We start from the raw sequence: 5,601 nt of genomic DNA on the forward strand, positions 1-5,601 counted from the left end.
CAGTGATATTATCGTTAAAGATTGCCGACCACCGATCTCCGGCTGCTTTGAATCCGTCGATCGCTTGTTGAGAGGTAGCTGCTGTGGACGTAAAATTAAAGGTTAATGCATTTGCCGGTGTCATCGATCCGCTGCTGCCGATCGCCGCCAGGGTCATACCAGCGATCGTGGTTATTTGTTTGAAGTTGCTGATATATCCCTTCATCGATCTCGTTACTCACTGTATCTTTGACCCAATTATGCTCGTGAAAATTTGGATCTGCCCCAGCTAAAGTGCTCAAAAGCTCTGTGGCAACTAGAGTTAAAATACTTAGAAGTTAGATCGGCTTAAATCAGTTAAAAAACAACCCCGACTTTTTGGAAAAGTCGGGGTTGTAACACCCCTAGTTCGATCGTCAGAGCAACGCTCTTGGAAGACGCACAGCAGTGTTAATCTTCCAGCACCTTATTCTTAGTCTCTAATACCCACGGCATGAGTAAAATGCCAATTAGGGGCACAAAACCGATCCAGAATAGAGCTTTAATCCCGCTATTTGCGGCATTTGCACTGCCAGCAGCCGCGATCGAACCTACCCAAAATGGCCCGATCGATGCCACAATTCGCCCCGTGTTATAACAAAATCCCGCACCAGTCGCCCGCAATCGAGTAGGAAATAATTCGGGTAGATAATAGGTGAAACTGCCAAAGATACCGAAGACGGTTAAGCCAACAAAGAAATATAAATAAGTTCTAGTTAACGGATCCCAATTTATCCCAAAGGTGATAAAAATGAAGATCGATGACAGCAGAAAGTACAGCGAAAACATCCGTTTGCGTCCGAAAGTTTTGGCGATCGGAATCGTTAGCAACGTACCGACTAAACCGCCCATGTTGTAGCAATTAGCGGCCAATGTTTTGGCCTGCTCGACAACTGCGGAAACGGCTGCTTTATCCAATCCTTGCGCCACCGCATTTGCTTGGGCAATACCACCCGAAATCACCAGAATAAACGCATTGCAACTCCACCAAGTAATTAGGGCTGTAGTTGCGGTAATAATCGCACTAATCGTCGCCCGACGATATTTGGGTGTGAAAATCTCAGAGAGTTTACCAGCTTCCTGATGAGATGTTTGTTGCCACCGCTCTGGCTCTTTGGCAAATGCCCGCACGGCAAATGAGGCAATGGCGGGAATCAATCCGCAAGCGAAGACATATCGCCACGAAACTTCCGGTTGACCTTTCATTAAATTACCAGCGATCGCCCAATTGACAAAGGTCGCCAGAAATAATCCCATCGGTGCGGAGGTGTACAATAAGGCTCCGGCTTCGACGCGATTTTTGTCGGGGACTGTTTCGGCAACCAACGTTGCGCCAGAAGCCCACTCGCCACCGATGCCCAAGCTTGCCAAAAACCTAAAGGCAATTAAGAACCACAAATTTGGTGCAAAGGCGCAAAAAGCCGTACCCAGAGAGTACAGCAACATCGTAATTAGCATCGTTCTCAGTCTGCCAATGCGATCGGCAATCTGACCGAAAATAATCCCCCCAATCGCCCAGCCAATTAGTAATAATGAAGTGAGAATCCCAGTCCAAAATAAAACTGCAGATTTGGCTGCGGGACTACCAATTTCCAATCCTAACAAGGTGGGAATACAGTTAGCTGCCACATAATTAAACAGCAAACTATCGAAGATATTAAATCCCCAACCTAACCAAGCAGCAAATAAAACATTCCATTGGGCGCGCGAAAGTTGTAACATAATTCTAGCCCACAGCTCTGATGGGTGTGAGGATTTCTCTGTAGAGGTTTTCGATCCGATCGACATTGCCTTTGAGCGTATAGTCATCAAGCACGCGCTGACGGGCGGCTTTTCCTAAACTTTCTCGCCAAGCCGCATGTTCGCGCAGGATCGGCAGAATCGTGCGCAGTTGACCGGAAACACCTTGCGTATTGATGACCACTCCCGCGCCATTGGCAATGACCGAAGCGTCTGCGCCAGCATCGGTAGCCACACAAGCCACCCCACAGGACATGGCTTCGAGTAGTGAGAGCGATAACCCTTCGACCAACGAAGGTAAAATAAATACATCCGCGCCCTGTAAAATCTCGATTCGCCGTGCGTCGTCACGAATTGCGCCCAGCCAGACGACACCATGTTCGAGATTGTAAAAGGGTTCCAGATTGGGTCGGAGTGGGCCGTCGCCGACTAATAATAATTTGCAACCATAGTTGCTCATGTTGCAATATTTCCACGCTTTGAGCAGCGACTCGACATTTTTTTCGGTGGAAATTCGACCCTGATAAACGTAGATTTGCCGAGCAGAAAATTCGTTTTTGATACTTTTGATACTACCGATCTCTGGTGTATATTTTTGTTCGTCAACCCCATTGGGAATAATCATAATCCGATCGCGCGGCACGCCCAATTTGACTAATAAATCTTGCTGTTCTTCGCAGAAAATAATGGTGCGGTCGTACTTAGCTAAAAACGGTGCGTAGAGTTGGTAGGCAAGTAATTGGGTGGTTGAGGTGACATTGCGCCGCTTGCCATCGTAAGGCGTGTGAAAGGTCGAAATCAGCGGTAAATCTAGCTCTTGGCAAATTTCTGGGAGTAGGAAATCTAGCGGCGACAAACTCAGCGATGCGTGAACGAGATCTGGCTTGCGACGGCGGAGGGAGCGTTCGAGTACCCGTTTTGCCCTAATCGTGGGGATGGTAAATACTTGAGACTTGTATAAAAAAGGTAATGGCACCTCATCGCCATCGGCTTTGGTATCGGCAAAATGCATGAAACTAACTTTGTGCCCACGATTAGTTAAGGCACCAGTAATTTCTCGACTATAGGTAACATTGCCACAAAAAGGGGTTTTCTTTCCCAGCCACGCAATATGCATTTTTCGTTAATTCGATCGGTACTCGGGAGACTCGGTTGGCTTAGGTTTAAATATTTAGTAATGTTCAAATATACCAGGAAAGTTCGCAACAGAGATAGCGACGGGGTGACAGAATCTCAAGTGTCACTTTAGGATTATGTGGGCGGGGAGCGGGGAGCGACCCAAATCGCGCTGTAGACGAGCGAAGCGAGACGTGTCGCTAGACGGTTCCCTCAGCGTGCGTTTGGGTCAAGACAGCGGGGAGCGGGGAAAGACGACACTTCGAGATCTCACTCGCTCTCCCCTAGTTAAGCACGATCGTTGTCTGGTAATTCCAAAGGGATATTCCCGAGGATGCCCGTCCGAAAGTCATTGAGAATCAGATGCGATGTGCGCTCCAAATCGCCGCGATACTTGTCATTGGCGAGATTGTGGAGATATTCTTCCCCGCTCAAACTCGTCGGCAACACCCCATAGCGCGCCCCAAAGCCATCGACATAACCTAACTCCTGACACAGTTCGATCAAGGCTGCGGCCATACTCTGGCGATCGTAACCAGCTTCGCCGATATCATCGCAAATAGCGAGTTTTACGGCAGCAACTTGGTCGTTGAGCCGTCCGGGGATAATGCCGGGAGCATCTAATAGCTCTAATTGGTCGGAAATCCTTACCCAGCGTAGCGATCGAGTTACACCAGCGCGTCTGGCACTCTCGACGACGCGTTTATTCAGGAGGCGATTGATCAGGGCAGATTTACCCACATTGGGAAATCCAATTACCACCGCCCGCACCGGACGCGGCAACATGCCGCGCTCTTTGCGTTTTTGATTGATGGCGACGCCGACGGATTGTGCGGCTTTGGAAATTGCGACTACCCCCGTACCTTGTTGGGCGTTGGCAAAAAAGGGCTGTTCGCCTTGGGATGTAAACCACTCCAGCCACTGTTCGCGCACGGCAGGAGGAATCATATCGACCCGATTTAGGATCAGTAATTTGTGTTTGTTACCAATCCAGGTGGATAACAGGGGATGGTATGTCGAAAACGGAATCCGGGCATCTCGCACTTCCAACACGACGTCAACTTTTTTTACCTGTTCTTGAAGTTGGCGTTCGGCTTTGGCAATGTGTCCGGGATACCATTGAATTGCAGGCATTGGCATGGTCGATTTAGTTGGGAGTTGGGAGTTGGGAGTTGGAAATTGGGAGCGGGGAGTTGTGCATTAGAGAATGTCTGAGAACTCAAATTTTTAAGCTCAAACCCCAGAAGATCCCCCCTAGCCCCCCTTAAAAAGGGGGGAACCGGACTCTTAGTCCCCCTTTTTAAGGGGGATTTAGGGGGATCTACACTAAAAACGTAGCAAGCAGGCTTTTCAGACATCTTCTTAGAGGTTGCCTGCTTTTTCTTGACGCTCTATTGGCGATCGATGCCGTTACCAGTGTAACCGCTAGCTCAAAGTTTATTGTCAATTCTAGCGATCGCCGACAATGCCGCGATCGTGGGAGCGTAAAATGGTCACACTAACTATAAAAATCCCTGTTTAAAATCCCATGACACCACCAACCGTAATTATCACCGGAGCCTCATCTGGTGTGGGTTTGTATGCAGCTAAAGCCCTGGCAAAACGGGGTTGGCACGTCGTGATGGCTTGTCGCGATCTGGCTAAAGCCGAACAAGCGGCACAATCAGTCGGGATGTCGCTTGAGAACTACAGTATCATGCACATCGATCTCGGCTCGCTTGAGAGCGTCCGCAAGTTTGTCGCGGAGTTTCGATTGACTGGGAAAGCTCTCGACGCGCTAGTGTGTAATGCGGCGGTGTATTTGCCCTTGCTCAAGGAACCAATGCGATCGCCAGAAGGCTACGAATTGAGCGTCGCCACCAATCATTTCGGTCATTTCCTGCTGTGTAATTTGCTCCTAGAAGACTTAAAAGCCTCCTCAGCACCAGATAAACGGTTGATTATTTTAGGGACGGTCACAGCCAATTCTAAGGAGCTAGGCGGCAAGATTCCGATTCCCGCTCCAGCCGATTTGGGCAATCTCGACGGTTTGGCGGCTGGATTTAAAGCACCCATCGCCATGATTGATGGCAAGCCATTTAAGGCGGGTAAGGCTTATAAAGATAGTAAGTTGTGCAATATGATGACGAGTCGGGAATTGCACCGTCGCTATCACGATGCGACGGGGATTGTCTTCAATACGCTTTATCCTGGCTGCGTTGCCGATACGCCGCTATTTCGCAATAGTTATCCGTTATTCCAAAAGATTTTCCCCTGGTTTCAGAAAAATATTACCAAGGGTTATGTGTCTCAAGAATTAGCTGGCGAACGGGTAGCTCAAGTAGTCGCCGATCCAGAATTCAAACAATCTGGGGCGCATTGGAGTTGGGGCAATCGCCAAGAGGCAGGACGCAAAGGCTTCGTGCAGGAGTTGTCAGATAAAGCTAGTGATGACAAAGCTCTGCGGATGTGGGAGTTGAGCGAGAAACTAGTCGAAAATTAATTGAGAATTGATAATTGATAATTGGATTGTTATTAGCGTGGGTGCAAAATTATCGCAATAATAGCAATCCATTTTTTATTTGGAGGTTAACCCCTGTTCTCTGTTACTATTTCTCATTGTTAGAGTTGGCGATAATCGATCGACTTACATCTGGCAGCAATCGATCGACGGCTAGTAAAAGCATAGATCTGAGGGTACCCACAAGGGCAGTGGTGTCAACTTAAACATTATGACTCACCCCAAAT

At 48.3% G+C, this 5,601-nt stretch carries 4 protein-coding genes and 1 pseudogene; 1 reads left to right on the forward strand and 4 read right to left on the reverse strand.

Features of this window, described 5'->3' with window-relative positions; all coding sequences use genetic code 11:
* The 4 genes and pseudogenes from RMO84_RS04815 to ylqF form a co-directional block, all read right to left on the reverse strand.
* A pseudogene (locus RMO84_RS04815) lies at window positions 1-205 on the reverse strand (PEP-CTERM sorting domain-containing protein); the annotation flags it as partial.
* A gap of 224 nt (window positions 206-429) precedes the next feature.
* The gene (locus RMO84_RS04820) at window positions 430-1,740 is read right to left on the reverse strand and encodes an MFS transporter (RefSeq protein ID WP_310487346.1); all 1,311 of its coding nucleotides are present in this window, start codon (window positions 1,738-1,740) and stop codon (window positions 430-432) included.
* Between the two features lie 4 nt (window positions 1,741-1,744).
* Window positions 1,745-2,875: a glycosyltransferase family 4 protein gene (locus RMO84_RS04825; protein ID WP_310487347.1), complete on the reverse strand. Its 1,131-nt coding sequence runs from the start codon at window positions 2,873-2,875 to the stop codon at window positions 1,745-1,747.
* Window positions 2,876-3,162: 287 nt separating this feature from the next.
* Entirely contained in the window at window positions 3,163-4,014 is an 852-nt protein-coding gene (ylqF, locus tag RMO84_RS04830) for a ribosome biogenesis GTPase YlqF (protein ID WP_310487348.1), read from the reverse strand.
* Between the two features lie 388 nt (window positions 4,015-4,402).
* Here ylqF and RMO84_RS04835 point away from each other — a divergent pair, with 388 nt between their 5' ends.
* The gene (locus RMO84_RS04835; protein ID WP_310487349.1) at window positions 4,403-5,356 is read left to right on the forward strand and encodes a protochlorophyllide reductase; all 954 of its coding nucleotides are present in this window, start codon (window positions 4,403-4,405) and stop codon (window positions 5,354-5,356) included.
* Window positions 5,357-5,601: the final 245 nt, after the last annotated feature.

It is taken from the genome of Chamaesiphon sp. VAR_69_metabat_338 (assembly GCF_031423935.1).
GTDB lineage: Bacteria > Cyanobacteriota > Cyanobacteriia > Cyanobacteriales > Chamaesiphonaceae > Chamaesiphon.

Coding starts and splice junctions, on each gene's coding strand:
- RMO84_RS04835 (WP_310487349.1), top strand. CDS start 4,403: ATGACACCACCAACCGTAATTATCACCGGAGCCTCATCTGGTGTGGGT.
- ylqF (WP_310487348.1), bottom strand. CDS start 4,014: ATGCCAATGCCTGCAATTCAATGGTATCCCGGACACATTGCCAAAGCC.
- RMO84_RS04820 (WP_310487346.1), bottom strand. CDS start 1,740: ATGTTACAACTTTCGCGCGCCCAATGGAATGTTTTATTTGCTGCTTGG.
- RMO84_RS04825 (WP_310487347.1), bottom strand. CDS start 2,875: ATGCATATTGCGTGGCTGGGAAAGAAAACCCCTTTTTGTGGCAATGTT.